General features: G+C 43.1%; 22 protein-coding genes. 5 read left to right on the top strand and 17 right to left on the bottom strand.

The window, feature by feature from the left end; all coding sequences use genetic code 11:
• Nucleotides 1–131: 131 nt before the first annotated feature.
• Nucleotides 132–608 carry a Cys-tRNA(Pro) deacylase gene (gene ybaK / locus TY15_RS15085; RefSeq protein ID WP_040206903.1) on the bottom strand — a complete coding sequence of 159 codons (477 nt, stop codon included), beginning with the start codon at nucleotides 606–608 and terminating at the stop codon, nucleotides 132–134.
• Between the two features lie 277 nt (nucleotides 609–885).
• On the opposite strand from ybaK, the gene TY15_RS15080 reads away from it, so the two are divergent.
• Nucleotides 886–2,694, top strand: a complete 1,809-nt coding sequence (locus tag TY15_RS15080) for a TIGR04190 family B12-binding domain/radical SAM domain protein (RefSeq protein ID WP_040206808.1) — start codon at nucleotides 886–888, stop codon at nucleotides 2,692–2,694.
• A gap of 37 nt (nucleotides 2,695–2,731) precedes the next feature.
• On the opposite strand, the gene TY15_RS15075 is transcribed toward TY15_RS15080, so the two are convergent.
• The 11 genes from TY15_RS15075 to TY15_RS15025 form a co-directional block, all read right to left on the bottom strand.
• Complete coding sequence (locus tag TY15_RS15075) at nucleotides 2,732–3,439, bottom strand: ABC transporter ATP-binding protein (RefSeq protein WP_040206806.1); 708 nt, start codon at nucleotides 3,437–3,439, stop codon at nucleotides 2,732–2,734.
• Nucleotides 3,440–4,219: an ABC transporter ATP-binding protein gene (locus tag TY15_RS15070; RefSeq protein WP_040206803.1), complete on the bottom strand. Its 780-nt coding sequence runs from the start codon at nucleotides 4,217–4,219 to the stop codon at nucleotides 3,440–3,442.
• A complete protein-coding gene (locus tag TY15_RS15065) occupies nucleotides 4,194–5,168 on the bottom strand; it encodes a branched-chain amino acid ABC transporter permease (protein ID WP_040206800.1) in 975 nt (324 codons plus the stop codon). The genes TY15_RS15070 and TY15_RS15065 overlap by 26 nt, the downstream gene beginning before the upstream one ends.
• 15 nt (nucleotides 5,169–5,183) lie before the next feature.
• Nucleotides 5,184–6,062 (bottom strand): branched-chain amino acid ABC transporter permease, encoded by an 879-nt coding sequence (locus TY15_RS15060; RefSeq protein WP_040206798.1) that lies wholly within the window; start codon nucleotides 6,060–6,062, stop codon nucleotides 5,184–5,186.
• Nucleotides 6,063–6,208: 146 nt separating this feature from the next.
• Nucleotides 6,209–7,387: an ABC transporter substrate-binding protein gene (locus TY15_RS15055; protein ID WP_040206795.1), complete on the bottom strand. Its 1,179-nt coding sequence runs from the start codon at nucleotides 7,385–7,387 to the stop codon at nucleotides 6,209–6,211.
• 317 nt (nucleotides 7,388–7,704) lie between these two features.
• The gene (locus TY15_RS15050) at nucleotides 7,705–8,910 is read right to left on the bottom strand and encodes an MFS transporter (protein WP_040206793.1); all 1,206 of its coding nucleotides are present in this window, start codon (nucleotides 8,908–8,910) and stop codon (nucleotides 7,705–7,707) included.
• 185 nt (nucleotides 8,911–9,095) lie between these two features.
• Complete coding sequence (locus TY15_RS15045; RefSeq protein ID WP_040206790.1) at nucleotides 9,096–10,943, bottom strand: ABC transporter ATP-binding protein; 1,848 nt, start codon at nucleotides 10,941–10,943, stop codon at nucleotides 9,096–9,098.
• Nucleotides 10,944–12,677, bottom strand: coding sequence for an ABC transporter ATP-binding protein (locus TY15_RS15040; protein WP_040206788.1), 1,734 nt, complete (start codon nucleotides 12,675–12,677; stop codon nucleotides 10,944–10,946). It lies immediately after the preceding gene.
• A gap of 142 nt (nucleotides 12,678–12,819) precedes the next feature.
• On the bottom strand, nucleotides 12,820–13,173 hold the full coding sequence (locus TY15_RS15035) for an ASCH domain-containing protein (RefSeq protein ID WP_040206787.1): 354 nt from the start codon (nucleotides 13,171–13,173) through the stop codon (nucleotides 12,820–12,822).
• A gap of 91 nt (nucleotides 13,174–13,264) precedes the next feature.
• Complete coding sequence (locus tag TY15_RS15030) at nucleotides 13,265–14,980, bottom strand: GMC family oxidoreductase (protein WP_040206786.1); 1,716 nt, start codon at nucleotides 14,978–14,980, stop codon at nucleotides 13,265–13,267.
• A gap of 65 nt (nucleotides 14,981–15,045) precedes the next feature.
• Nucleotides 15,046–15,786 carry a gluconate 2-dehydrogenase subunit 3 family protein gene (locus TY15_RS15025; RefSeq protein ID WP_040206784.1) on the bottom strand — a complete coding sequence of 247 codons (741 nt, stop codon included), beginning with the start codon at nucleotides 15,784–15,786 and terminating at the stop codon, nucleotides 15,046–15,048.
• 134 nt (nucleotides 15,787–15,920) lie between these two features.
• On the opposite strand from TY15_RS15025, the gene TY15_RS15020 reads away from it, so the two are divergent.
• Both TY15_RS15020 and pepT read left to right on the top strand, forming a co-directional pair.
• Nucleotides 15,921–16,622: a hypothetical protein gene (locus tag TY15_RS15020; protein WP_052353804.1), complete on the top strand. Its 702-nt coding sequence runs from the start codon at nucleotides 15,921–15,923 to the stop codon at nucleotides 16,620–16,622.
• A 290-nt stretch (nucleotides 16,623–16,912) separates the two neighbouring features.
• Nucleotides 16,913–18,145 (top strand): peptidase T, encoded by a 1,233-nt coding sequence (gene pepT / locus TY15_RS15015; RefSeq protein ID WP_040206781.1) that lies wholly within the window; start codon nucleotides 16,913–16,915, stop codon nucleotides 18,143–18,145.
• A 44-nt stretch (nucleotides 18,146–18,189) separates the two neighbouring features.
• On the opposite strand, the gene TY15_RS15010 is transcribed toward pepT, so the two are convergent.
• Nucleotides 18,190–19,137, bottom strand: a complete 948-nt coding sequence (locus tag TY15_RS15010; RefSeq protein ID WP_040206778.1) for a phosphotransferase — start codon at nucleotides 19,135–19,137, stop codon at nucleotides 18,190–18,192.
• A gap of 175 nt (nucleotides 19,138–19,312) precedes the next feature.
• On the opposite strand from TY15_RS15010, the gene TY15_RS23250 reads away from it, so the two are divergent.
• Nucleotides 19,313–19,438, top strand: coding sequence for a DUF4023 domain-containing protein (locus TY15_RS23250; RefSeq protein WP_052353803.1), 126 nt, complete (start codon nucleotides 19,313–19,315; stop codon nucleotides 19,436–19,438).
• A gap of 63 nt (nucleotides 19,439–19,501) precedes the next feature.
• Here the strand turns inward: TY15_RS23250 and TY15_RS15005 are convergent, their stop codons facing one another.
• From TY15_RS15005 to TY15_RS14990, 4 genes are all read right to left on the bottom strand, one after another.
• Complete coding sequence (locus TY15_RS15005) at nucleotides 19,502–20,101, bottom strand: hypothetical protein (RefSeq protein ID WP_040206777.1); 600 nt, start codon at nucleotides 20,099–20,101, stop codon at nucleotides 19,502–19,504.
• 8 nt (nucleotides 20,102–20,109) lie between these two features.
• Complete coding sequence (locus tag TY15_RS15000; protein WP_040206776.1) at nucleotides 20,110–21,267, bottom strand: ParM/StbA family protein; 1,158 nt, start codon at nucleotides 21,265–21,267, stop codon at nucleotides 20,110–20,112.
• Nucleotides 21,268–21,624: 357 nt separating this feature from the next.
• Nucleotides 21,625–22,965: a L,D-transpeptidase family protein gene (locus TY15_RS25360; protein WP_052353802.1), complete on the bottom strand. Its 1,341-nt coding sequence runs from the start codon at nucleotides 22,963–22,965 to the stop codon at nucleotides 21,625–21,627.
• Nucleotides 22,966–23,093: 128 nt separating this feature from the next.
• Nucleotides 23,094–24,995, bottom strand: a complete 1,902-nt coding sequence (locus TY15_RS14990; protein WP_042374929.1) for an APC family permease — start codon at nucleotides 24,993–24,995, stop codon at nucleotides 23,094–23,096.
• Between the two features lie 229 nt (nucleotides 24,996–25,224).
• On the opposite strand from TY15_RS14990, the gene rluF reads away from it, so the two are divergent.
• Nucleotides 25,225–25,932, top strand: a complete 708-nt coding sequence (rluF, locus tag TY15_RS14985) for a 23S rRNA pseudouridine(2604) synthase RluF (RefSeq protein ID WP_040206895.1) — start codon at nucleotides 25,225–25,227, stop codon at nucleotides 25,930–25,932.
• Nucleotides 25,933–25,970 lie beyond the last annotated feature (38 nt).

Below are 25,970 nucleotides of genomic sequence, written 5' to 3'. Positions count from 1 at the left end.
GCCACTCCTCAACACTCCTCTTAAGAGTTCAACTACGCCTCAGCTACCCCTGTTGGTTTTGGAGGCGACAGCTTTCACCCTATCCTATGCACTGATGGGTTATAGGTGAGTGCCCATGGGAAAAAACCTAACTATTTAATGACGTCCCTAAATTCTGCCTTCGTCAGCTCCTGTAAATCGCTGGGGGCGATGACAATCTGGATACCAATTTTTCCGGCACTGACGACCATCGTCTCAAGCAGCCTGCAGCTTTCATCCAATAAGGTTTTATATTCCTTCTTCATCCCAATCGGAGAGCAGCCACCGCGAATATAGCCCGTCCATTTTTGAATATCCTTGACCGGTAGCATTTCGACCTTTTTTTCACCAGTCACCTGGGCTGCTTTTTTCAGATCCAGCTCTTCAGCTACCGGAATCACAAAAACAAAAATGCTCTTACTCGCGCCTTGAGCGACAAGTGTTTTATATACTTCCTTCGGGTCCTTACCGATTTTCTCTGCGACCGAAATTCCATCAATTTTCCCATCTTTATTATCATAGGTCAGCATATCATAACGAACCTTTTGTGCATCAAGAATGCGCATAGCATTGGTTTTTACCTGTGCCATAGACCCAACTCCCTCCAAAAAAATAAATGTAACAGCTTTTTGAATAATCATAGCAGATTCTCTAAAAATTACACAAAATCACCCATAATCTGTCACCCATTTGTCACTCTATTAAACCCGTATTATAGTACACTAAATTTGACAGGAAATCATCCACAAAAGATGGGGATTATCACCATTTCACACATCTATATGTGATTTACTTCACAAACAAATCTACCCTTTGTAAACTCATTTTTTTTATATATTTTCCACAAATGAACCTGAGGTGAAAGCAATGAAATACGATTTAGTGTTATTACATGCTCCAAGTGTTTATGATTTTAGAAAAAACTCTTTGCTAGCTGGTCCAATTAGTGATGTCGTCCCATCCTCGCCCGTATTCGAGATGTACCCTATCGGCCTGACAAGTATTGCTGACTACTTAGAAAGATACGGGCTGCGCGTGAAGATCATCAATATTGCGAACCGAATGTTGATGAGTGAAAAGTTCGATGTCGAGGCGAAACTTCGCAAAATCAAAACGAAGGCGTTCGGGATCGATCTCCATTGGCTGCCGCATGCCCACGGCAGTATTGAGCTCGCCAAACTAGTTAAGAACCTCCATCCGAAAACACCGATCATCTTTGGGGGATTATCGGCTACCTACTATCACAAAGAATTGATTGACTATCCATTTATCGACTTTGTTATGCGCGGTGATTCTACGGAAAAGCTGATGTTACTATTAATGAATAAGATTGAAACAGGCAGTACGCATTATGCGGACATTCCGAATTTAACTTGGAAAAAGGGGAGCGAGTGTGGCTTCAACCCTATCACCTATGTACCAAAGGATTTAGATGATGTCGATGTCCCTGGTTATCGCTATACGATTCGATCCGTTTTTAAGTATCGGAACTTCCTTGATCCACTTCCCTACAATGGCTGGCTACAATATCCAAACACCGCGCTGCTAACGGCCAGGGGCTGTACCCAGAACTGTCTCATTTGTGGTGGTTCACGCGATGCCTACGACCAAAACTGTAACCGGAATTCACTTGCACTCCGGTCGCCGAAAAAGCTGATTGAGGATATCCAATTTATTTCCCGTTTTAGCCGGGCACCGATCTTTATTCTCCATGACCTGCGCCAAGGGGGGCGAGAGTATTATCATGAATTTTTCAACCGGTTGAAAAAACTCAACTTGAAAAATGAAATTGTTTTCGAGCTATTCCAATATGCGGATGAAGAATTTTTCCAATTGATGAATGATAGTGTGCCAAAATACAGCATTGAAATTACCCTTGAAACGCATGATGAAAAAATCAGGCGCTACAATGGGAAGTTTAGTTGTACTAACCAAAAGGTTATTGATACGCTAAATTTTGCTCTAAAGCATGGCTGTAAAAAAATTGATCTATTCTTTATGGTGGGCATACCAGGGCAAACCTATCAAAGTGCCGTCGATAATATTGATTTTTGTGAAACCATTCATTTAGCCTGTGGGCAGGATCCACGAATCTTTTACTTTGTTGCACCGCTCGCACCGTTCCTTGATCCAGCGAGCCCAGCCTTTGAGCATCCTGAAATCCATGGCTATAAGAAGTACTGCCATACCCTTGAGGACCACCGCAAGGCGATCACCCAGCCATCCTGGAAGCATATGCTCAGCTATGAAACAAAGGATATGACTCGCGATGACATTGTCAATTCCACCTATGAAGCGGCGGAACGGTTGAATGACTTTAAGTTGAAATACAAGCTTATCGATCAAGCAGGCTATTTTGATATCAAAGATAAAATTAGTAAATCACAGGACTATATTATTAAAATTGATCATGTCCTTGCACTTCCGGAAGAGGAACAAGCAGGGGAATTAGCGAAGATTCAAAAGGAAATTGAGGAGTTAAACAAATACAGTATCTGCGGGAAGAATGAGTTAAAGTGGGAGGTTCAAAAGAATTACGCCAACTTCTTTTCATTGGCCTTAGTCGGAATGGAACAATTGTATGAGGATTACTCCAATAAAATTAAACATCTCATTAGTCCGCAACGACGCCAGCAATTCCAGCTTGACCCTGAACGACGGAAGATGAAGATGTAAAAATTGAAAAAGGTGTTGGGCAATGGCCCAGCACCTTTTAATGTCCACCAAGATAGGCAGCTCTGATTTGATCGCTTTGGCTAAGCTCTGCAGCCGTCCCGGCAGCGACAATTTTTCCCGTTTCAATGACATATGCACGATCCGCAATCGATAGGGCCATATTGGCATTCTGTTCGACAAGCAAAATCGTTGTTCCTGTTTGGTTGATTTCCTCAATAATCCGGAAAATCGTTTTAACCAATAGTGGGGCTAACCCCATCGAAGGCTCGTCCAATAACAGCAGTCGTGGTCTAGCCATTAAGGCACGGCCCATAGCGAGCATTTGCTGTTCTCCTCCAGATAATGTACCCGATTGCTGCTTGCGCCGCTCCTCAAGGCGTGGGAAGAGCTGATAGACCTTTTCAAAATCCTCCTTGATTCCCTTTTTATCCTTTCGTAAATAGGCACCTAACTCTAAATTCTCCTCCACCGACATGTTTGAGAAGACGCGGCGGCCCTCTGGAACCTGGGAAATCCCGCGCTTCACAATTGATTGAGCCACCTTACCGGCGACCTGTTCATTTTCAAATAATATCTCGCCATTTTTCGGTTTTAATAACCCTGAAATGGTTTTTAATAACGTACTTTTTCCCGCACCATTTGCCCCAATCAAGGTGACAATTTCCCCTTGATTGATCTCAAGGGACACGCCCTTCAAGGCGTGAATATTACCGTAATAAACGTTGATATCATTAATTTTAAGCATTTAAGAGACCTCCTCGCCAAGATACGCTTCGATGACTTTTGGATTATTTCTGATTTGCTCTGGCGTGCCATTGGCAATCAATTGACCATGGTCTAACACATAGATTCGTTCACATACGCCCATTACAAGAAGCATATCATGTTCAATTAAGAGAATTGTCAGGTCAAACTTTTCGCGAATTAAGGCAATCAAATTCATTAACTCTTCCGTTTCCTGTGGGTTCATCCCCGCTGCTGGCTCATCAAGCAGCAATAATTTTGGATTCGCCGCTAATGCCCGGGCAATTTCTAGGCGGCGCTGCTGACCGTACGGTAAGTTCTTCGCTTTTTCATGTAAGGAACCTTCCAATTTGAAGATTTTCAAGAACTCAATCGCCTTTTCCTCCATTTCCCGCTCACCTGAAAAGTGAGAAGGGAGGCGGAAGATTGAACTAAAGATGGAATGCTTTGCCAGCGAGTGATAAGCCACCTTTACGTTATCGAGAACAGATAATTCATCAAACAAACGGATGTTTTGAAAGGTTCGACTAATTCCCTTTTTGGTAATTTTATAGGGTGCTAAGCCATTTAGTTTTTCACCATCTAAGGAGATGCTTCCTTCTGTAGGAACATAAACCCCTGTTAATAGGTTAAAGAATGTCGTCTTGCCGGCACCGTTTGGGCCAATTAAACCAACAAGTTCACCTTGTTTTAATTCCAAATTGACATCCGAGACCGCCTTCAAACCGCCAAAGCGGATACCGGCATTCTCAACCTTAAGCAACTGTGTTTTTGCTGCCATGCTGTACTCCTCCTTTAGCGGACTTACCACCTTTAAAGAATGAGGTAATCTCTTTTGTGCCCAGCAAGCCTTGTGGGCGATAAAGCATCATCACGATCAGAACTAAGCTATAGATGACCATCCTAATTTCAGGATAGCTTTGCAGATAAGTAGAGATAATTGTCAACAGGATTGCCGCAATCACTGCACCTGACAAACTGCCTAAGCCTCCAAGTACGACAAATATTAAAATATCGAATGATTTCAAAAAGCCGAAGTTGGTTGGCTGGATAATATAAAAGTTGTGTGCATACAAGGCCCCGGCAATTCCAGCAAAGAAGGCGCCAATTGCAAAGGCAGCTACCTTATAATAAGTGGTATTAATCCCCATCGCATCGGCGGCAATTTCATTTTCCCTAATCGAAATACAGGCGCGTCCATGCGTTGAGTTCGTAAAATTAACAATGACTAAAACCGTTAACACGACACAGCCAATCAGCCACGGCCATGTTGTTAAATGGGTGACGGTCATCCCGCTTGCGCCACCAACATAATCAATATTTAAAAAGACAATTCTCACAATCTCACCAAAACCAAGTGTGGCAATCGCTAGATAATCACCTTTAAGCCTTAAGGTTGGAATCCCAATAATAAGGCCAGCAACAGCTGCGGCTAATCCACCTACTAGCAAGGCAACGGGGAAGGGCAACGATAATTTCATTGTTATAATAGCAGAAGCGTAGGCCCCGACGGCAAGAAAGCCAGCATGTCCAATCGAAAACTGCCCGGTAACGCCAATAATTAAATGAAGACTAACCGCTAGAATAATATTAATCCCTATAAAAAACAGGGTATTTACATAAAATTGATTTAACGTTCCACCTACGATCAAGAATTGCATAATGACTGCAAAAACTACGGCTAACACGATCGATGTCCAGAAAAACTTTGCTTGTTTAAAAATATTCATCGCAGAAGCCACCCCCTAAACCTTTTCCCTGACATTTTTACCAAATAACCCTGCAGGTCGGAAAATTAAAATTAAGATTAGGACCACAAACGCCACGCCATCACGCCATAGTGAGTAGCCTGCTGCACTAACAAGGGCTTCAATGACGCCTAATACGATCCCGCCAGTCATGGCGCCTGGGATAATTCCAATCCCGCCTAATACAGCCGCAACGAAGGCTTTCAGCCCTGGAATGATGCCCATGAGCGGTTCAATTTTCGTGTAATACATCCCAAAAATGACCCCAGCGGCACCTGCAAGCGCAGAGCCAATCGCAAACGTTGCTGAGATTGTATTATTCACGTTGATTCCCATTAGTCTTGCAGCATCCATATCATGGGAAACAGCGCGCATCGCCTTGCCGATTTTTGTTTTATGAACAATAAATTGCAGAAGCACCATTAAGACAAGTGATGTTCCTAGAATGAGGATCGATTGTCCGCTGATCTTCACCCCAAAAAGCTCGATGCTTTTTAATGGAACTAAACCACTTGGATAGGCTTCCGGTTGAGCACCACGGATATAAATGGTTCCGTACTCGATAAACAACGATACGCCAATTGCCGTAATCAGGGCGGCGATTCTTGTGGCATTCCGTAAGGGCTTATAAGCAATTCGTTCGATTAATACACCAAAGATGGCACATGCGACCATTGATATTAATAAGGCAGGGAAAAAGCCGATATCAAGGACAGTGATTGAATAAAAGCCAATAAAGGCACCGACCATGAATACATCACCATGGGCAAAGTTAATCAGTTTGACAATACCATATACCATTGTATATCCCAGAGCGATCAGGGCATAAATACTTCCCAAGGATATTCCATTTACTAGCTGCTGTACGATTTCCATATGTTTTACACTCCTTCGGACAAGACTTCATCTACGATTCAAACAGGTTAACAAGCTTTTCAATGTGAAAAACACGTTCTTCTCGTATAAATTGGAATAGGGAGACCGCGCTCCCTATCCAGTTTGAAGCTATACAATTTTCCTTTTTATGGATTTACCTTTGTTTTAAATTTTTGTTCCCCGTTTACGTACTCGAGGATAACGGCTGCTTTGATTGGATCATGATTTTTATCTAGTTTCATGTTTCCAGAGACAAGCTCAAGTCCGTCAGTTTCCTCAAGTGCCTTTTGAATTTTCTTCGGATCACTGCTTCCAGCTCGCTTAATGGCGTCAGCAAGGAAATAAACCGTATCATATCCTAAGGCTGTAAAAGCATCTGGAGACTTCCCATCATATTTCGCTTTGAATGCCGATACAAAGTCTTGAACCTTTTTATCATCATCACCAGAAGAATAGTGGTTAGTAATATACGTATTCTTTAATGGATCAGCACCAGCAATTTCTACTAGTTTAGGAGAATCCCAGCCATCTCCACCCATGAATGGAACATCTAAGCCAAGTTCACGAGCTTGTTTGATGATTAAACCGACTTCTTCATAGTAACCAGGAAGGAAGACATATTCTGGATTAGCTGCTTTGATACGAGTTAATGTTGCATGGAAGTCCGTATCCTTTTGTACATAGGCCTCTTCGGCAACAATTTTACCGCCGTTTTTCTTAAAGGACTCCTTGAAGGCCGCTGCTAGGCCTTTTGCATAGTCACTTGAGCTGTCAATTAAAATTGCTGCATTTTTCACCTTTAAATCATTCGATGCGAAGTTCGCTGCCACCGTCCCTTGGAATGGGTCGATAAAGCAAGTACGGAAAACATAGTCGCTTAATTTGCCGTCTTTATTTGTAATCGTCGGGTTTGTACCAGTTGGAGTAATTAATGGGATATTGTTATCTTGAGCAATTTGAACCTGTGCAAGTGTGTTTGTACTTGTTGCTGCACCAATCATGGCAACAACCTTATCTTGGGTAGCAAGCTTAAGGGCGCCACTCGTCGCTTCGGCTGCATCTGATTTATTATCGACTGTAACAAGCTTTAATTTTTTACCATCAATACCTTCTTTGTTGATTTCCTCAATGGCTAGCTCAATACCCTCTTTTGCCGATTGTCCATATGAAGCTACGCCGCCAGATAGTTCTAAGTTGGCACCAATCTTAATCGTGCCGCTCTTTTCACTGTCTCCGTCTCCACTTGCACTAGAATTACATCCTGCCAATACCCCTGCTGCAACCATAAACGACATAAAGATTCCAGCTACTTTTTTCTTCCTCATGGATTTACCCCCTATTTTCTTTAAAAATTTCCCCAACGAATTAGTCTAATTCTTTTTAAAAAATATAATATTCTGAAAACATTGTACATAATATTTGGGGGTTCGTCTAGTCTATTTCTAAATTATTTTAAAATAATTTAGAAAATAATAATAATTATCCACCTGCAGGATTGTAAAGCTTTATTACAGTAAAGCGAATAGTGAAATACTTTTAAATGCAATGTATAAACATTTATAAATACTTTGGTTGTATATGTTTCTTCGGGCTGAAAATGAAGAAAAGAGACCCCGGATTACGGAATCTCTTTCGTTAATTATTATACTAATTCTTTGCTCTTTGTTTCTTTTCCCAAGCTGAACACAGCAATCGCTCCAATTAAAACAGAAATACAGAAGATCGTAAAGATCAGCGAAATGGAAACTTCCTTGGCAACCAGATTCCCAACCAATAATGGTCCTAGCACGCCGCCAATTCGCCCAACGGCTGCCGCCATACCCGAGCCAGTTCCACGAATAATCGTCGGATACTGTTCAGGCGTATAGGCATAGAGTCCACCCCAAGCACCAAGATTGAAGAATGAAAGCAAGATCCCTGCCGTCATTAACAAGGCAGTTGATTCTGCCGTACCGAAGAAATAGGCACTTACTGCAGTCCCAAGTAAATAGACGACTAACACAAATTTCCGGCCAAATCTTTCGATGCACCAAGCAGCTGTAAAATAGCCCGGCAGCTGAGCCAATGTCATGATGAGCACGTATTCAAAGCTTTTAATCATGCTGAACCCTTTCATCACCATGACACTCGGCAGCCAGAGGAACATTCCATAATAGGAAAAGACCACGCAAAACCAAACAATCCACAACATCGCGGTTTGGCGACTATAATCCTTTGACCATAGCTTCTTCAAACCTTGTAGGGCAGTGACTTTCTCCTTCCCCTTAACCGCCGTAAACCGTGGTGAATCAGGCAGCCCCATCCGAAGATATAAGGCATATAAAGCAGGAATAGCACTAATAAGCAAGGCAATTTGCCAGCCGAATTTTGGAATAATAAAATAGGAAATGACGGCAGCTACTAACCAGCCGCCTGCCCAAAAGCTTTCCAGTAAAACGACAATTCGACCACGCTTGTCTGCAGGAACCGTTTCCGATACAAGTGTCGAGGCTACCGGCAGCTCGCCGCCTAAACCTGCCCCGATAAAAAATCTCAATACTAAAAAGGCTGCTAGGCTCGTCGTTAAAGCAGAAAGGCCACTACCAACGGAAAATAATAATAAGGTGATGATAAAAACATTCTTCCTGCCAATTCGGTCCGCCATTAAGCCAAACACAAGAGCCCCTACGGCCATTCCAATCGAGTTTACGCTCCCAATCCAGCCCATTTGTCCCGGTGATAAATTCCATTCTACCTGTAAGGCCGCAATAATAAAGCTGAGCATGCCGACATCCATGGCATCAAACATCCAGCCCATTCCGGCAATGCCCAGTAATTTTCGACCTGATATTTCCTTTTTCTGTTTCATTCTGAACCCCCTATGTTTGTCACAGTTATTTACATTATTCCCTAAATGGCACTTATTAGATAACAAGACTCATCCTTCAAACATAAAGTATTCTATCAGTTGTCTTTACACTTGTCACCACTTAATTTTAAAAAAAGAGGGGTGGCTGCTTTAATTAGCAGGCCACCCCTCTTAATAACAACTTCTTATTCAAGTGCACTTTCGACATTTTTAAACTGATTAAAAAACATTTGATAATAGCGGCCCTGGGCATCCATTAACTGATCGTGTTTGCCTTGTTCAATGATATGCCCGCTATCAATGACCATAATCGTATCGGCATCGCGAATCGTATTTAAGCGGTGGGCAATGATAAAGCTCGTTCGCTCAGCCATTAATTTCAGCAGTGCCTCCTGAATATGAAGCTCCGTTCTTGTATCGATACTACTTGTCGCCTCGTCTAAAATGAGCAATGCCGGTTTTGCTAAAATGACCCTGGCAATGGCGAGCAGCTGCCGTTGCCCCTGGCTTAAATTCCCGCCATTTTCAGACAAAACTGTTTCATACTGGTTAGGAAGACGCTTAATAAACACATCGGCATTCGCCATTCGGGCCGCCTGCTCCACATCTTCATCCGTGGCATCAGGCTTACCATATTTAATATTTTCCTTAATCGTTCCGGAAAATAAATACGTATCCTGGAGGACAAACCCAAAACAGCGCCGTAAACTGTCCCTTGTGTACTCACGAATATCACGACCGTCGAGCAAGATTCTCCCCTCGGTCACATCGTAAAATCTCGTCAGCAGGTTCACGATTGTCGTTTTTCCGGCACCGGTTGGTCCCACCAAGGCGGTACTGCTGCCAACCTCTGCCTCAAAACTAACATCTTTTAAAATAAGGACATCGGGACGATAGCCAAAGCTGACGTTTTCAAACACGACATGGCCTTTAGGTTTTTCCAACGGCACGGCATCCGGCTGGTCCTTCGCCTCTTCCTGTTCATCCATAACTTCAAAGACGCGCTCCGCACCGGCAACACCAGACTGAAGGATGTTAAAAATATTGGCAAGATCATTCAGCGGGCGGACAAATTGTCTCGAATAGGTGATGAAACTGGCAATTGCCCCGACCGTAATCAGGCTCTTGACGGCAAGAATGCCCCCGATAACGGCAACAATCGCAAAGCCAAGATTATTAATTACGTTCATAATTGGCATCAAAAAGCCAGACCAAATTTGCGCCTTAAGGCCGACATCACGCAGCCTCGTATTAACCACTTCGAACTCCTCGATCACCTTTTCTTCGTGATTAAAGGCCTTCACGACCTCAATCCCCGAGACGGTTTCCTCGATATGGCCATTCAATTTGCCCAGTTGGACTTGTTGATTTTTAAATAAGACACTCGTTCTTTTTGCGATCGTCCGTGTCAGTACATACACAAGCGGGACGGTAATCAAGCTTGCAATAGTTAACACCGGACTTAAAATGACCATCATGATTAACGAGCCAATAATCACAATTAACCCGGACATGAGTTGCGTGGTCGACTGGGAAATCGTATTACTCACATTGTCGACATCGTTTGAGAGCCGGCTCATCAGTTCCCCATGTGCGCGCGCATCGAAAAAGGACACGGGCAGCTTTTGCAGCTTCTTAAACAAGGCATCCCGTAGGCGTTTGACCACGCGCTGAGCGACCCCAGCCATCAGCCATCCCTGTAAAAACGTAAGCGTGGCATCGGCCACATAGGCACAGGTCAAAACAATTACCATGATTTCTAAAAAGTGAAAATCAACCTTGCCATGGTTTAAGCTCATGGCATCGACGGCCTTCCCGATTAAGAAGGGTGCCAGCAGCATTAATACCGCATCAAGGATAATAAAGAAAAAGATGAGTGCCAGCATTTTTCGTTCATTTCCAAAGTATTGCCAAAGCCGCTTTAAGGTACCTTTAAAATTTTTAGGTTTTACTACAGGTCCTCGAAGATGATGGGCACCGCCAGGCCGGAGGGGAGGAGGGGTAGTTTGAGACTGTTCTGCTCCTTTTGACACTTACAAAACCTCCTTACCCATCTGTGATTGATAAATTTCTTGATACACTTGGCATTCATCGATTAATTGTTGGTGCGTTCCCACACCGACAAGTTCCCCATGATCAAGGACAACGATTTTATCGGCATCGATAATCGAGGTAACCCGCTGAGCAATCAGCAGGCAGGTTAGGCCTTGGGCATATTTTTTCAATGCCGCCTTGATCTTTGCCTCAGTAGCGACGTCGACCGCACTTGTACTATCATCTAAAATCAAAATTTCCGGCTTTTTCACTAAAGCCCTGGCAATCGAAATCCGCTGCTTTTGGCCTCCGGAAAAATTAACGCCACCCTGACCAATGCCTGTTTGATAGCCTTCGGGAGAGGCGCTAATAAAGTCATCTGCCCCGGCAATCGTTGCGGCTGTGATCACTTCCTCATCCGTGGCATCCTCTTTGCCCCAGCGGATATTCTCAGCCACACTGCCGGTGAACAAAATATTTTTTTGCGGGACAATCGCAATTTTATCGCGGAGCTTTTGCGGATCCACTTGTTTAATATCTTGACCATTTACTTTAATAGAGCCGCTCGCGACATCATAGAAACGGGGAATTAACCCGACTAAGGTGCTTTTCCCTGCACCGGTCGAGCCGATAATACCCACGGTTTCACCGGGTAAAATCGTCAGATTGATATTTTTCAGGATCGGCTCACCACTTGTACCTTCATAGGAAAAGGAGACGTGTTCAAAATCAATTCTTCCTTTTTCCGATTGGTGTGACGGCGGCACGGTCTCTTTTTCCCACGTAAAGGAATCCTCCTGTATAAACACCTCATCAATTCTTCCCGCTGATGCCTTTGCCCTGACAAACATATTGAAAACCATCGAGATCATCATCAAGGAGAATAAGATTTGCGTCATATAATTGGTAAAAGCAATGATGTGACCTACTTGAATCTCGCCCGATTCAACGCCAAGACCGCCCATCCAGAGGACGACAACGATGCCAAGGTTCACCGTGAGCATAATCGCTGGGCTAAAGGTGGCCATAAGGCGCCCTGCGGCGATCGATTGGTTTTTAAAATGATCGTTTGCTTTGGAAAATTTGCCAATTTCGACATCAAAGCGATTAAAGGCCTTGACGACGCGAACCCCTGATAAGTATTCCCTTATGACAGAGTTAACCCGATCTAAAGCCTGCTGCACTTTCGAGAAGAGAGGAAAGCCCATGCGCAAATTCAAAATGATTAACAGTGCGACAATCGGAACCACTACCGCTAAGACGACGGATAAATGCAAGTTTAGTCGCGTCGCCATCACGAGGCCGCCGATCGCAAGTAACGGGGCCTTCACAAAAATACGCATTAGTCCATTTACAAAGACTTGGACTTGGGTTACGTCATTGGTCAGGCGCGTGATTAACGAAGCCCGGTCAAATTTATCAAGATTTTTAAATGAAAGGGTTTGGACCCTTTTGAACAAATCGGAGCGAAGCTCGGTGCCAAAATTTTGTGAAACAATGCTGGCAAGGACACTTCTTGTTGAGGCACTGACCGCACCGCAGGCGGTAATCAGTAGCATCAGACCACCCATTTTCAGGACATAGTGGATGTCTCTATTCACGACGCCGTTATCAATAATTTTTGCCATAATGGTTGGCTGCATCAAATCGCTTATTGCCTCAAAGGTGAGAAATAAGACCGCAATGCTAAAAGATTTCCAATATTTTTTCGCGTATTTCCCTAAAAATTTCATGTTCCCACCCCAAACTGTCAGCCAAATCTACTACAGCTATTATAATTTCGTTTAGCTAAATAAAACAATTAATTCGATTGCAAGGCGTCTATGTAAATATAAAAATGGTCCATCTCATTAATGGACCATTCTCACTACTCAATTATTCAGCTAAAACAGGGCGGAATTCATGCACCCAGACGCGCATTTGCGGCAGCCACGGCATGCCGGGATGATACGAAAGAATGGATTGCTTATACTCTTCCACCGTTTCGAAGCCCTCGCGGCGAGCATCCTCATCTGTCAGTTCACCTAAGCTTTGCGAATAAACTTTTTCTACGATAAACTGGCGGCCTTCAAGGGTCATGATCTCACCTGGATCTGCATATCTGCCATTCCGGCGTGTAGCTGTTTTTTGACCTAAAAGAACTTTCTCTATATCCGTTTTCACCGTTACCAGTCGTTCAACGGAACATGTTTTTGGCGGTAATGTCTCGTTTTCATTTTGTGTTGTCATTTCAGTCTCTCCCTTTCCCGTTTACTTTTTCTATATTAACACTATCCCTATAGTTAAATCCATTGTAAGCGGATTCTAAAAAGCAAACAACTTATACCACTTGACCACCCTGATCCCGATACTTCAAAATTCCTTCCGCAGCACGGTAGGCTAAGGCCCCCACTGTATCTGTCGGATTATAGCCAGAGTTATGCGGGAAAGCTGATGCCCCGACGACAAACAGATTATCGACGTCCCACATTTGCAAATAATTATTGACAGCTGAGGTGGCTGGATCCGCCCCCATAATGACCCCGCCGGTATTGTGGGTCGATTGATAGGTAGTAATATCATAAGGACCCAAGTCTTTCATCGAATCAATATGATTTGGACCCATTCCCTTCAGGATATCCGTACATTTTGTCGCTAGGAACTTGGCCATTTGCCGGTCTTGCTCTTCAAAATCAAAGGTAATCCGAATGAGTGGGTCGCCGTATGCATCTTTATAGCTAGGATCCAAGTCAAGATAGTGGCGCTTGAACGGCATCGACGAACCTTGAGACGCCACCGATAGAAAGCGATTGGCATATTTTACAGAATTGGCCTTGAATTCCTTACCCCAGGTTGGTTTTCCGCCGGGAACCGGATTATTTTGAATCGGACGTAAGCCTGTTTGCGAAAGGGAAATCATCCCGCCATGGATGAAGTTCAGATTGCTATGGTCAAAATTATCGCCATTATAATCATCAACCACCATACCAAGCGCCCCCGCACCGGCAAACGTATTAAATTCTTTATCATCAAAAAAGCCGACGGCATTTCCTTTAATCACTTGATAGGCATAGTTTTTCCCAATCACACCAGTCCCGGTGTTAGGGTCATACGGCTTGCCTACGTCAGACATGAGGAGGAGGCGGATATTGTTGAACACATAGCTTGTTAAGACAACAATATCGGCCGGTTGTTCAATATCCTCACCCGTTGTCACATCTGTATACATGACCCCTGTAACTTTATCGCCCGTTTTTAAGATCCGTCTCACATTGGAATGAGTTCTAATTTCAAAGTTACCCGTTTTATTGGCAACAGGAATAACGGTGACGACGGGATCAGCCTTTGCCCCATATTCACAGCCAAAGCGCTCACAATAACCGCAATATTGACAGGCGGCCCGCTGGATTCCATCCGGATTTTTATAGGACTCAGACAGATTGGCAGATGGCATCATATACGGATGGAGCTTCATTTGTTTCGTGACCTTCTCAAACATTTCCATTGCCGGTGACTTTTTCATCGGCGGAGTTGGATATTTATCGGACCGTTTTCCGGCGAGCGGGTTTTCCTCACCGGAGATGCCAGCCAGTTTTTCGAACCGATCATAATAGGGCTCTAATTGATCATACTTAATGCCCCAATCTTGCAGGGCCATATCGGCAGGGATTTTATTTTTTCCATACCGTTCCACGGTCTTACTATAGATTTCAAAATCATAGGGGAGAAAGCGGAAGGTCTGCCCATTCCAGTGGACCCCTGAACCGCCGAGGCCATCCCCAAGTAAAAAGGAGCCATATTGCCGCATTGGCAGAGCTCGGACCTTTTCGTTGCCCCGGAAAGTTATTGTCTCTTTCGAAAGATCCTGCATGAGCTCGTAGCGCAGGGCATAGCGCAGTTCATCATGAACCATGAAATAATCTTCTGTTTTTCTTTCTTTTCCTCGTTCCAATCCTACTACCTTCAGGCCCTTTTTTGTTAGTTCCGAGGCGATAATTCCACCTGCCCAACCAACTCCAATTATGACCACATCAACTTTTGGCAACTTTCTTGCCATACTTCCACCTTCTTCTTTAAAAAATAGTTCCTTTTCTAGGGATTCCTCTATTTATGTCTCAGCTACTAATGAGTCATATGACTTTTTAAACTTTGTGGCTTCACTACTTTAAAGTCCTTGTCAATAATATCGGCATAAGCCATTTGGCTGCCTGGGTAATTCTTCATTTTCCAGCCATCCATATTTTTATTTCCACCATAAAGGGGATCGCTGTAGGCCCCTTCTAACGTGACACTGCGAAGCATTTGAAAAAAGCCATTCGGTGAAATGGTGGTGATATCCACTTTGTCGGCCTCAAAGTCCTTGAGAACGGCGTCCTGTTCATCTCCACTCAGTTCAGTAAAATCCTTCTTATAGACAGCCTGACTATGGTTCTGCATTTCCCGGATGCCAATATCGAAAATATCTCTTCGGTTCAAGCGGCCTTGATAGCCTTGTACTTTTTCACCACGGAAGAAGGGGGCCTGCATATATTCCCTGGCATTAAAGCCCCAATTACCCGATAATTGGTGATCTATAAAGAAGGCTACTCCTAACGCCTTTGCACCTGGACCATGATCATCCTCAGGAAAAATCCGTTCTGTGGCCGCATCAACCACCTGATATTGTTCAGGGGTGAAATACATCAGGGCTTGGTTAAAGTCCTCCGATTTCTGCTGAGATACTTTTGTTTCTGTCTTTTTTTCTTTTGGAATCAAGCTGCCGATGATCCCACCAACCGCTAGCCCACCCACCGTAAAACCGGCGTTTTGAATAAACTTCCTTCGTGATAATGATTCTGGATTTTCTTTGTTTTGTTCAGCCAATGTGTGCACCTCCAGATTTTTTCATTGTCCTAAAAATTACATGTTTAATTACTTCGCCTTATTATGTTCCCAAAATAATCCACTCATACTTAAAAAAAAAATGGGGAGCATGATAAGAAAAGGAGGAAATTTTTATGAAAAGATTACGGTTAGTTTCTTTTGTACCTTTCATGACTGCATTGCTAATTCTGTCTGGTGGCTGCTCAGCGCAGCAAGGGGAAAACAAGGTAGGGGCGGCAACAACCCTCGATGACAAGTCTTTAAACACAAAAGGGAATGGACATGTAGAAGGCCATACTAACAATCCAAATGTGATTCCTAGTATTGACCGGTCCAAAAAACAAACGACAAATAAGCAGCAGCAAACGACGAATGGGATGGGGACAAATGTTTATAGTCTCATTGGCAGCTCCAGTCTCCACGATGGCGGGATCTCCTCCCATTTAGAATCAAGGCTTTCCGGAGAAGGAATACCGGGGATTAAGGTTTTTGTATTAGATGATACGATTATTCTCGCACGTGCCCAAAATGAAGCCACATCGACCCGGTATGATGAGATGCAAAGTCAAGTCTTGAAGAACACGGCGGGAGCTTCTGGAAAAGGGGATATTGATGGCGTAGACCCTTCAAAACTAAATAATGATGATAATTTAGATCGAGCAAAGGAGATAATGGAGAAGGCCTTTAACAATCAAGTTCAAATATTAACCATCACAAACCCAAAGGCCTTGCCACTTATTGATGGCATAAAAGCCAATATTAAATCAGACTCACCCAATTTCACCACGCTCTCAAGCGATATGACGACCCTAGTCAAAATGGCAAGAGAAAAATAGGTAATAGAAAAGCGGAAGCCCCTATGTACAGAGCTTCCGCCTTATTTTTGTGTCAAAAAACGCTCCACTTTTCATCAGTCATTTCACTGAACATCCCCAGAAAGTAGAATAAAGACAAGGACAACCGATACGGTCAACAAGGATTGTTTAGGATGACTCATCGGAGTGTATGATCATGCACATGATTCCAACCGCTCCACCACCAAGTTACCTGCTGAAATAGATGTATCCGTCTTCACGAAGTGATATGATAATTATGATTATAACAAATAAAGGGGAGTGTCATAAAAGTGAAAAACGAACTCATGGAACGCTTTACTTCCTATGTAAAAGTCGACACACAGTCAAATGAAAATAGCGAAACCTGTCCATCGACTGAAGGGCAATGGACCCTCCTGCGCATGCTGGTTGAAGAACTGAAACAAATTGGCATGGAAGAAGTCAGCATTGATGACAATGGCTACGTTATGGCAACCCTAGAGGCAAACACCGAAAAGGCCGTACCGACCATTGGCTTTCTTGCCCATGTTGACACAGCCACCGACTTCACCGGAAAAAACGTCAACCCTCAGGTCGTTGAAAACTATGATGGCGGCGACATTGTCCTAAATGATGCCTTAAAAGTAGTCATGTCAGTACAGGACTTCCCAAACCTCCCTGGATACAAGGGTCATACCCTCATTACGACAGACGGTACGACACTGCTTGGGGCCGACAACAAAGCTGGTGTCACTGAAATCATGACTGCCATGGCCTATCTGATTAACCATCCGGAAATTAAACACGGTAGGGTCCGCGTTGCGTTCACCCCAGATGAAGAAATCGGCAGAGGCCCCCATAAGTTCGACGTTGCAGCCTTCAAGGCCGACTATGCCTACACGGTTGACGGCGGGCCGCTTGGGGAGTTAGAGTACGAAAGCTTTAATGCGGCAGGTGCCAAGATCACGATAAAAGGCAGCAATATTCACCCAGGCTCTGCGAAGGATAAAATGGTCAATTCCATAAAAATAGCGATGGAATTACATAGCAAGCTACCAGCACAAGAAGCGCCTGAATATACCGAAGGATACGAAGGCTTCTTCCATCTGCTCGCTTTTACTGGAGATGTCGAGCAAACAAATCTTCAGTACATCATTCGTGATCACGACCGGAAGATTTTCAATGCCCGTAAGGCAACCCTAGAGGCCATCGTGCACGAACTGCAAGCGAAATATGGGGCAGATAAGATTGTCCTGGAGCTGAAAGATCAGTATTACAACATGAAGGAAAAAATTGAGCCGGTCATTGAAATTGTCGACATTGCTCATGAAGCGATGGTGAGCTTGGGCATCGAGCCGATTACTAGACCCATTCGTGGCGGTACGGACGGCTCCCAGCTATCCTATATGGGGCTGCCGACTCCGAATATTTTTACTGGCGGCGAAAACTTCCACGGTAAATTTGAATTTATCTCGGTTGATAATATGATTAAAGCCACGCAAACAGTCATTGAAATCATCAAGTTAACCGAACAGAAGGCATAAAGATTAGTGCTAGCACTCCATTCAAAAAAGCTAACCCACGCGGGTTAGCTTTTTTTCGATAAAGCCTCGAGGCACTGCCCTAGACTTGCGGCTGTTTCCTGAAACTGGGCCTTCAGTTGCTCGATAGACCATTTCCCGCCATTTCCCTGCAAATCCTTCTGAATCAACAATAGCATCCACATAGAGAACACCGCAGAAAATAGATAATACTCTTGGCTAAACATATCCCGATCGACCACAAAGTCAACCCGATCAAGGTAGGCATTCAAGGCATTCTCACGCAGCGCGCTCGTCACTTTTTTCGGAAAAAGCGGATGGGACATATCAATTAAATGATACAAATCCCAGTACGGCATGGATAAATGCGCATGCTCCCAGTCCAAAATCATCAATTGATCTCGCACCACCGCAAAGTTACCCACATGTAAATCGCCATGTGACAAAACAAGCCTATCTGAAAAAACGACTTGATCCAGGAGGGCATACAGTTGGTGGAGGTCTTCCTCCTTGAGATTGAGAAGCGGCACAAGCAACAGAAGCTCTTCTTTCCTGCTTCTTATCTCAGCCACCACGTCGACAAATGGCGGCTTCAGTCCTATTTCAGGAACACCTATGAGTTTTTCAAGCGAGAGGGAGTGCCACCCTGCGGCCGACCTTGCCACACGTAAAACAAGCTCCTCATGAAACTCATGAAGTAGTTTTCCAAGATCCTCAAGAATCATCCAATTTAGATTGGGATCCTCATGAATAGAATAGGAGAATATTTTTGGGTATATCGCAGGGAGTAAGGGGAGGACTTGTTCATTAATCCATACTTCTTTGCCGATTTGACCATTATTGGTTAACGGTTTAAAAATAAGGCTTGTGGTCGGGTTCAAATAAAATCGTTCAATCAGCCTTCCGTTCATCCCTTGATAGAGAGTTTCCCTTTTTAGAATCAACTGCTCGTTTAATGTACCGTCTTGAAGGACAAGATTAGCGGGCAAATCCATTCATTTCCCACCACCTTTCATATTTTCATTCATCACATTCACAATTAAATACATATGTACAATGATAATGATTAAAACCAATTTAGAAAATAGTTATTTTCCGACGATCCTTCCACATATTTCTAAGCTGGATGGTCACAATAACATTGGTTCAATTTTGAAGGAGGTCTCGCTAATGGATCAAGAAAGCACACATGAATTTGTTGAAAAGCTGCATGAAAGGCAGGAAAAGGATCAGAAAAATAAACAACGGCAAGCTACAAGTCAAAAAAGCCAACGAATGCCGAATAAACAGCACTAACTCATAAGAAGGGGCCCAACCTCTAGCCGCATGCAGGCGGCATTTGAGGTCAGGCCCTTTTGATTACTTATTCATATTCGCAAGAAAACCACCAAGTAAGTCATCAATATCTTCTTCTATTTCAGCTTCCTCTTTAACCGGCTCCTTTGATCGCGCACTTTCCCAATCAAATCCTTCGAGATCATCTTCCATATCATCTAAATCGAGTGGGAAGGAAGAATCTTCCTTCGTTGCAGCTATCTGCTGATAGCTGTCATCTTGTTGAAGTTCCTCGGGATATACTTCTTCTTGAAGGTATAGGGCTTCATCAATATCTACCGAATGGCTATTTAACGAAGCAAGCAATGCCGTTGAGCGAACTGGATCAGTAATTAACTGATAAAGAATACTCCCCAGCAGGGCTTCAGAGTGCTCATGCTTTAACCAGTTACGCTGGGCTTTCGTTAATTTCTGGGGGAGGGGAATCGTGATCGTTTCCTTTTCCCGGGAAAGGGAGTGGCTCACCCCTTGCATGACAAACTCTGCTATTTTACTCGAAAAATTCCGCCGCTCTGTTTCTTTCAATTTTTGCAACTGCTTAATGACATGGTCAGGTGTATCAGCGGGGACACGAAAGGATAGCGCTTGGCCTCGCTTAATTTCATTGGACGAAGTTTTATTCATATAATCACCTATTTAGTCTTGACTGGTTCTTTTGGTTTCTCCGTCTTTCTGACAAAATCCATGATGAGCTTATAATAGGCATTGGCCATCATCCAAATGCTTTCCTTATCATCTTCAAAAAATTCGATATTGTAGCCGTCTAAATTATTATTTAATGTCTTCAAATAATCCTTTAAAACATGGGCGCCGCCCCCAACAAAATAGCAGATTTCCGTTTGCGAATTCTTTTGCCATACATTACGTAATAAGCGATATTGCTTTTTCGCTAAATCCAGCAATATGCGGTCGGTAATGTCATGGACGCTTGTCCTGCTCCCTTTGACCATAATATGATTGCGATCATTTTTTCTAGTGATGATTTCAACCACATCGCGGCGGCTGTCCAGCTCCACGCCATGCTTTGTTCTAATTTCCTCGCGAATCGCTTCTAATGATTCAGAAACTCCTAGATTAAATCCTTGGGCCTTATCGTCATCAACATTACGATTCTTAATAACAGCAATATCAGTTGATAAGCCCCCGATATCTTGAATCAAAATCCGCTTATCAATCAAATCTTTATTAATAATTTTTAAATCGTTATCCATAACGAGGTTGATGTAAGCCGCGAAGCCCTCTGGATACACCTTCACCTCATTAAACTTAATATTAACCTTCAGCCCTTGGTATTTAGGTGTCACTAAAAATTCAACCTGATGCACTGAACCCACTAATTTCGAGCGATAGCCAGCATCCTTACCTTCCTTTACTTCACGAAGGGGGAGACCCGTCCCTAATGTATAACTGGCATCGATCACATTTTTCACCTGTGGAAAATTCTCTTGTTTCACGGCATCTAAGGCCAATGTAGTGAACAGCATAATCAAGGTTTGATCTTCCTCTGACTTACTGCTGCCAGGGTCAAGTTCGGTTGCGTTATTACTTTTGGTCGCTAAATGGCCCACGCGATAAATGACATTGTTCTCTTTTAGGGCAGGGGAGTGCACTTTGACGTGGATGCCATCAAGAGGATTCTTGCTATCAAGCTCTTCAATCCCGATAACGGGACGGTCTTCTGTGTCACGAGCAATAATGTTAGGAATATTTAATTCATACTCTAATTCTCCGAAAATGGCCTTGATCGAGTCATTTCCTACATCAATAGCGGCAACTCTAGATTTCGTCATCTACACATCATTCCTTTTCATTTAATAGTTTGAGTAAGCTATGTACATAGCTGCTTTCTATTAAGGCTAGCGAAGTTTGCTAGATTATACAATGGCTCTGGCAGAAAAGATATGAAAGTGTAAAAGAGTAAACAAGTTGTAAACTTTTCCAGAATGTATACATCTTTTGTAAACAAACACCACAAAGTTGTATACAACCCTCCACCACTTGGTGTATACAACTTTGTATACTTGTCGTATACAGAATTGCATACAAGTAAACAAAATCGTAAACAAGACGTAGACAAGACGTAAACAAAAATGTTTACAGATATAGGTCAAAAAAAGGACCTGAATTTTCTCAGATCCACCCACTAGTTAGCTGCTTAACTGTTCATCCTTTATAGCGGTTATCGCCATATCCTTATTAACATTGAGATAATACCATTCATTTTTGTATTTTAGCCAGCCAGGTACCCAGACTTCGGATAGATTAGAAAAATAGTGTTTCCAGAAGTCGGGGGTCTTTTCCACCGACATTACATCGTCAGTAGTCTTCCATGCAGCCTCCATGCCACCGCTAGAATTGAGAAAGTACCAGCGGCCCTGATCATTAATCCAACCTGTCTTCATCACACCTAAGTTGTCAAAATAATACCATTTTCCTACCACACTCACCCAGTCCGTTTTCATCACTCCAGCAGTATCAAAATAATATTTCTTGCCGTCTGCTTCATGCCAGCCGGTGGTCACCACCCCATTGGCATCTAAATAAAACCGTTTATCCCCTTCAGACATCCAGCCTGTCTTCATCACCCCACTATTTTCAAAGAAATATTTTCTGCCATCGATCTCGAGCCAACCGCTCTTCATCACACCGTTTTTTTCAAAAAAGTATTTCTTTCCGTCCAGTTCCATCCAGCCTAATTGCATTACCCCATTAGCATCCAAATAATATTTCTTGTCACTGATCGTCAGCCACTTCGTTTGCATGACGCCACTTTGATTCAGGTAATATTTTTTTCCATCGCTCGTCAGCCAGCCCGTCTTCATCACCCCAGTACTAGCGAAAAAGTATCGTTTTCCCTCGATCGTTTGCCAGCCTGTTTTCGCAACGCCATTAGTATAGTAATACTTTTGATTAGCAGATCCGACCCAGCCATTTTCGTTCTTAGGCGCATTAACGACACCGCCGACATTAACGGCGTCACTTACCTCATAGCCATTAGCCTTGGCAATTGCCTCAAAGCTGCTGTTCGACCGGGTGATGATGACAGGTGTAGATACCGAGACCTGGTCAAACAGCCAGCGAACTTCTTGATTATGCATCCTTACACAGCCGGAACTGGCATACTTCCCAATCGAGCTTTCATTATTGTTCCCATGAATGGCATAGGTGGTCCCATATGTTCCCCTTGCTTCAAGGCCGAGCCAACGGTCCCCGAGCGGATTACGAGGATCACCACCCGGGATATTTTCTGTATAATAGGGGCGATTTTTAATCTTATTGACGATCTTAAACGTCCCTTCTGGTGTATAGGAAATGGCTCTACCGGTAGCAACGTTAAATGTCTTTACTAAAGCACCACCATTGTAAAAAGCCAGCGTATTTGTTGTTTTGTTAATGATAATTAACTGTGAACTTCCCGTTGCTTCTGTGTGATTTGTGAAAAAAAAGAGACTTACCAAAAGGATGATACTCGCTGCTAATTTTTTCATACCAATCTCTCCATCTATGTTTATTATCAATAAAATAGCATGGATTTCCCAAATATTTCGTCATATTTTGGCGATAAAATTGGTATTTTTATATAAATTTGGTAGATTGGTCGCATTTCTTTGACAAACTATTTTTTTAAATGGTAGGGCACAGTCGTGACCGCGATATCTTTATGTTGCAAAAACCAAACCCGTAACACTAATGCGCTATGGTTGTGTAATAAATTATGCCACCATTTTACGGGGATAAACTGTGGGATAAGGATATGAATCATCCTTTCCTCTTGCTTTTCTTCAAGAACTTTTATTAATCTAGCTAACGGCTCAATAAGGGAGCGATATTTACTCTTCAGACAGACCAATCGACAAGGGCTGCCCCATTCTGACCATCTCTCTTCCATCTCATGTATTGCTTCATCATCAAACCCTATATAGACAGCGATTACGTCCCCATTCAATCCCTTTGCAAAAGATAAAGTATGATTGACAACCTGGTGAACACCTGAAATTAGTACAATAGAAAGGACCTTCCTTGCCACAGGAACAATTCCAGGTTCAAGTTTCAGTTCGACGACGATTTCTTCATAATGACGATGAATAGCTAAGGAACAAAGGACGAATATCGGCAAAATAACTAGCACAATCCAGGCACCACCACTAAATTTTGTTATGGAAAAAATAATAGCGACGGCAGTAGTGATGATTGCTCCTACCGTATTGATTGCCAGCTTCCAATGCCAATGGGTACCTTTCACCTTTAACCATCTGTGGATTAACCCAAATTGGGCAATCGAAAACGAGAGAAAGACACCGATCGCATATAAAGGAATCAAGGCATTGGTGTGGGCTTTGAAACCAATAATGAGCAAGCTTGCGCAAGCTGCTAAAACGATAATCCCATTCGAATAGCCAAGCCGGTCACCTCGATGTAATAATGCCCTCGGTAAGAACCCATCGGCGGCGACAATGGCCCCTAACTGTGAAAAGCCATTAAAGGTAGAATTGGCTGCTAAAATTAACACGATAAACGTAAACCAGATAATCACTTGATAGATCAAACCATTTCCAAAATACAATCCAGTTAATTGCGACAACATTGTATTATGGGGCTTAACTGAAATTCCATTTATAAATAAGTGAAAGGAAAATCCAATTAACGTGATGGAAGTTATGATCCCTAAAGCAATATAGGTTTTTATAGCATTTTTCTTTTGTGGTGCGCGAAAAACAGGAACCGAATTTGAAATGGTCTCAATTCCCGTCAATGCCGAGCAAGCAGAACTAAATGCCTTTAAAAGTAACAATGTCGATAGTCCCTCTGGGATGATTCCGATACTCGGAGTAGTGGACTTGGTAAAGCCCTCCTTAAATCCATCGATAAATCCTGTGCCAATAATAAACAACATACAAATTATGAAGCCAATCGTCGGCCAAGCCAGTACTCTTGCGGATTCAGCTACCCCACGTAAATTAATTAACACGAGGAGCAAAACACAACCAATCGCCAAAAGTGTCTCGTAGGGTTCAACGTTAGGATAGGCTGAGACAATCGCCTCCATCGCAGCTGATATGGAGACGGCGACTGTAAGAATGTAATCTATCAGTAAGGCACTTGAAGCAATAAGGGCAGGCCATTTTGTTTTAAAGTTATCCTTTGCAATCGCATACGCCCCTCCGCCATTCGGATAGGCCAATATTCCCATGATATAAGATAAGATAAGTATTCCTAAAAGAAAAATAGTTGCGAGGGTAATCGGAATGATCAACCACTTTGCATCCTCCCCAAGAGAGGCCAATTCGGTTAAACCTGATTCCGGTCCGTATGAGACAGACGAGTACAAATCTGCAGATAAAATGGGGAGAGCAATCAACCATACTAGTTTGGTATGCTGGCTCTTTAGTTCTGCGGTTCTTAACGGGCGGCCAACTAAAATTTTTTTTATGCTTTTAAAATTATGTACTGAATACCAAATGGCAGCCACTGCAAAAACTCCGAAAGCCCATTCAAGCCACTTCACCCAATGGATCATAAAAAAGACTCCTTCCTCATTATTGCGCATCAGTGGAATTCAGTTAAATTAAAATCATTATAGTGCTATAGGCAAAAAAAACAACCCACTTTATTCCAATTTATGTGAACTATTTATGTCGTTGGGGGTCAGACCCCATGTGAATTTTTTCACATATTCACCAGCTTGAAAAGGTTAGAGGGTTTGGGTTATTCTTAATCATATTATTCCACTTAAGGTTGTGGTTATCATTCGAATTAATAAGTTTATTAGTGAGTCGGGGAAGTCGTCGCGAAGAGGGGCGGATAAGTTAATTAGTGAGGGCAGGGTGACGATTAATGGCAAGGTTGCCCAGATTGGCAGCCAAGTGGAGCCAGGTGATCAGGTTCGCATCGATGGCAGTCCGATTAAGGTTACCAGTCAGTATGTCTATATTGCCTTAAATAAACCGGTCGGGATCACGAGCACAACGGAGAGGCATGTGAAAGGAAATATCGTTGATTTTGTCAATCATCCATTGCGTATCTTCCACATTGGTCGATTAGATAAAGATTCTGATGGCCTCATTTTACTTACGAATGACGGGGACATTGTCAATGAAATCCTCCGTGCCGAAAACAAGCATGAAAAAGAATATATTGTCACAGTGGACAAGCCAATCACCGAAGAGTTTTTAAAAAGGATGGCAGCCGGGGTCGAAATTTTGAATACGAAAACACTTCCTTGCAAAGTCAACCAGCTTTCAAAATATGTATTTCAAATCATCTTAACACAAGGTCTGAATCGGCAAATCCGGCGCATGTGCTCAGCCCTTGGTTACGAAGTAGTGCTACTGCAGCGAACAAGGATCATGAATATCCATCTAGGCAACTTACCGATTGGACAATGGCGTGATTTAACGAAAAAGGAAAAAGCACAATTATTTGCTGACCTGGATTATACGCCAAAAGAGTGGTAAGGGAACGGCCATACCCTTCAATTACATTGTCTGACAAA

This window comes from Neobacillus jeddahensis (assembly GCF_000612625.1).
GTDB classification, from domain to species: domain Bacteria; phylum Bacillota; class Bacilli; order Bacillales; family Cytobacillaceae; genus Neobacillus; species Neobacillus jeddahensis.
The sequence above is the reverse complement of the archived record's forward strand: the minus strand, read 5'-3'. Positions and strand labels throughout refer to the sequence as shown.

Bases quoted from the DNA above. Each gene is read 5' to 3' on its own strand.
- TY15_RS15030 (WP_040206786.1), bottom strand. From the start codon at position 14,980: ATGGCAAGAAAGTTGCCAAAAGTTGATGTGGTCATAATTGGAGTTGGT.
- TY15_RS15060 (WP_040206798.1), bottom strand. From the start codon at position 6,062: ATGGAAATCGTACAGCAGCTAGTAAATGGAATATCCTTGGGAAGTATT.
- TY15_RS23250 (WP_052353803.1), top strand. From the start codon at position 19,313: ATGGATCAAGAAAGCACACATGAATTTGTTGAAAAGCTGCATGAAAGG.
- TY15_RS15070 (WP_040206803.1), bottom strand. From the start codon at position 4,219: ATGGCAGCAAAAACACAGTTGCTTAAGGTTGAGAATGCCGGTATCCGC.
- TY15_RS14990 (WP_042374929.1), bottom strand. From the start codon at position 24,995: ATGATCCATTGGGTGAAGTGGCTTGAATGGGCTTTCGGAGTTTTTGCA.
- TY15_RS15005 (WP_040206777.1), bottom strand. From the start codon at position 20,101: ATGAATAAAACTTCGTCCAATGAAATTAAGCGAGGCCAAGCGCTATCC.
- TY15_RS15055 (WP_040206795.1), bottom strand. From the start codon at position 7,387: ATGAGGAAGAAAAAAGTAGCTGGAATCTTTATGTCGTTTATGGTTGCA.
- TY15_RS15040 (WP_040206788.1), bottom strand. From the start codon at position 12,677: ATGAAATTTTTAGGGAAATACGCGAAAAAATATTGGAAATCTTTTAGC.
- TY15_RS25360 (WP_052353802.1), bottom strand. From the start codon at position 22,965: ATGAAAAAATTAGCAGCGAGTATCATCCTTTTGGTAAGTCTCTTTTTT.
- TY15_RS15080 (WP_040206808.1), top strand. From the start codon at position 886: ATGAAATACGATTTAGTGTTATTACATGCTCCAAGTGTTTATGATTTT.
- TY15_RS15000 (WP_040206776.1), bottom strand. From the start codon at position 21,267: ATGACGAAATCTAGAGTTGCCGCTATTGATGTAGGAAATGACTCGATC.
- TY15_RS15065 (WP_040206800.1), bottom strand. From the start codon at position 5,168: ATGAATATTTTTAAACAAGCAAAGTTTTTCTGGACATCGATCGTGTTA.
- TY15_RS15075 (WP_040206806.1), bottom strand. From the start codon at position 3,439: ATGCTTAAAATTAATGATATCAACGTTTATTACGGTAATATTCACGCC.
- TY15_RS15020 (WP_052353804.1), top strand. From the start codon at position 15,921: ATGAAAAGATTACGGTTAGTTTCTTTTGTACCTTTCATGACTGCATTG.
- ybaK (WP_040206903.1), bottom strand. From the start codon at position 608: ATGGCACAGGTAAAAACCAATGCTATGCGCATTCTTGATGCACAAAAG.
- TY15_RS15050 (WP_040206793.1), bottom strand. From the start codon at position 8,910: ATGAAACAGAAAAAGGAAATATCAGGTCGAAAATTACTGGGCATTGCC.
- TY15_RS15010 (WP_040206778.1), bottom strand. From the start codon at position 19,137: ATGGATTTGCCCGCTAATCTTGTCCTTCAAGACGGTACATTAAACGAG.
- TY15_RS15035 (WP_040206787.1), bottom strand. From the start codon at position 13,173: ATGACAACACAAAATGAAAACGAGACATTACCGCCAAAAACATGTTCC.